The organism is Pseudoalteromonas sp. SWXJZ94C, assembly GCF_015864385.1.
Classification (GTDB): Bacteria; Pseudomonadota; Gammaproteobacteria; order Enterobacterales; family Alteromonadaceae; genus Pseudoalteromonas.
Genome location: NZ_JADYXF010000123.1, coordinates 1 through 1,598, shown reverse-complemented (window position 1 = coordinate 1,598; position 1,598 = coordinate 1). Strand labels below are relative to the sequence as shown.

At 45.6% G+C, this 1,598-nt stretch carries 1 protein-coding gene; it reads left to right on the top strand.

From position 1 onward, the window contains the following. Positions 1 to 1,598 (top strand): beta strand repeat-containing protein (locus I6F65_RS21285; RefSeq protein WP_369122879.1); only part of this gene is annotated, 1,598 nt, incomplete at both ends.

The window sequence follows — 1,598 nt, the reverse complement described above, 5'->3', positions numbered from 1 at the left end:
GTACAAGCAACCGTAATTAATGGCGAATATGTAACAGATCCAATTGATGCAAGCGCATTGAACGACGGCACATTAACATCCACAGCAACGGCGTCTGATTTAGCAGGCAACCCTGTAACAGCACAAGATACTGTTGAGCTTGATAACACCGCAGTCATTACTACCAGTATTGATAAAACCGATGACGGTGTTATTAACGGTAACGGCGAAAGTACAGAGATCGTTGTACGCGGTACGGTTACTGATGTTGAAGACGGTCAAACCGTAACGGTGACTATTAACGACGGCGTTAATCCTCCAATTGAAGTACAAGCAACCGTAATTAATGGCGAATACGTAACCGATCCAATTGATGCAAGCGCACTAAACGATGGCACATTAACAACCACAGCAACTGCATCAGATGTTGCAGGCAACCCGGTAACAGCACAAGATACGGTTGAGCTTGATAATACCGCTGCCATTACCACCAGTATTGATAAAACAGCGGATAGCGTAATTAACGGTAACGGCGAAAGTGCAGAGATTGTTGTACGTGGTACGGTTACTGATGTTGAAGACGGTCAAACCGTAACGGTGACTATTAACGACGGCGTTAATCCGCCAATTGAAGTACAAGCAACCGTAATTAACGGCGAATACGTAACAGATCCAATTGATGCAAGCGCACTAAACGATGGCACATTAACAGCCACCGCAACAGCGTCTGATTTAGCTGGCAACCCGGTAACAGCACAAGATACGGTTGAGCTTGATAACACCGCAGCCATTACCACAAGTATTGATAAAACAGCGGATTCAGTAATTAACGGTAATGGCGAAAGTACAGAGATCGTTGTACGCGGTACGGTTACTGACGTTGAAGATGGTCAAACCGTTACTGTAACAATCAGCGACGGCGTTAATCCGCCAGTTGAAGTACAAGCAACCGTAATTAACGGCGAATACGTCACCGATCCTATTGATGCAAGTGCATTAAACGATGGCACATTAACCGCTACTGCAACAGCGTCAGATGTAGCAGGCAACCCTGTAAGCGCTGAGGATTCAGTTGAGCTTGATAACACCGCAGCCATTACTACCAGCATTGATAAAACAGCCGACTCAGTTATTAACGGTAACGGCGAAAGTACAGAGATCGTTGTACGCGGAACAGTTACTGATGTTGAAGACGGTCAAACCGTAACGGTGACTATTAACGACGGCGTTAATCCGCCAGTTGAAGTACAAGCAACCGTAATTAATGGCGAATATGTAACAGATCCAATTGATGCAAGCGCATTGAACGACGGCACATTAACCGCTACCGCGACTGCATCAGATGTGGCAGGTAATCCTGTAACAGCACAAGATACGGTTGAGCTTGATAACACCGCAGCCATTACTACCAGCATTGATAAAACAGCCGACTCAGTTATTAACGGTAACGGCGAAAGTGCAGAGATTGTTGTACGTGGTACGGTTACTGATGTTGAAGACGGTCAAACCGTAACGGTGACTATTAACGACGGCGTTAATCCGCCAATTGAAGTACAAGCAACCGTAATTAACGGCGAATACGTAACAGATCCAATTGATGCAAGCGCACTAAACGATGG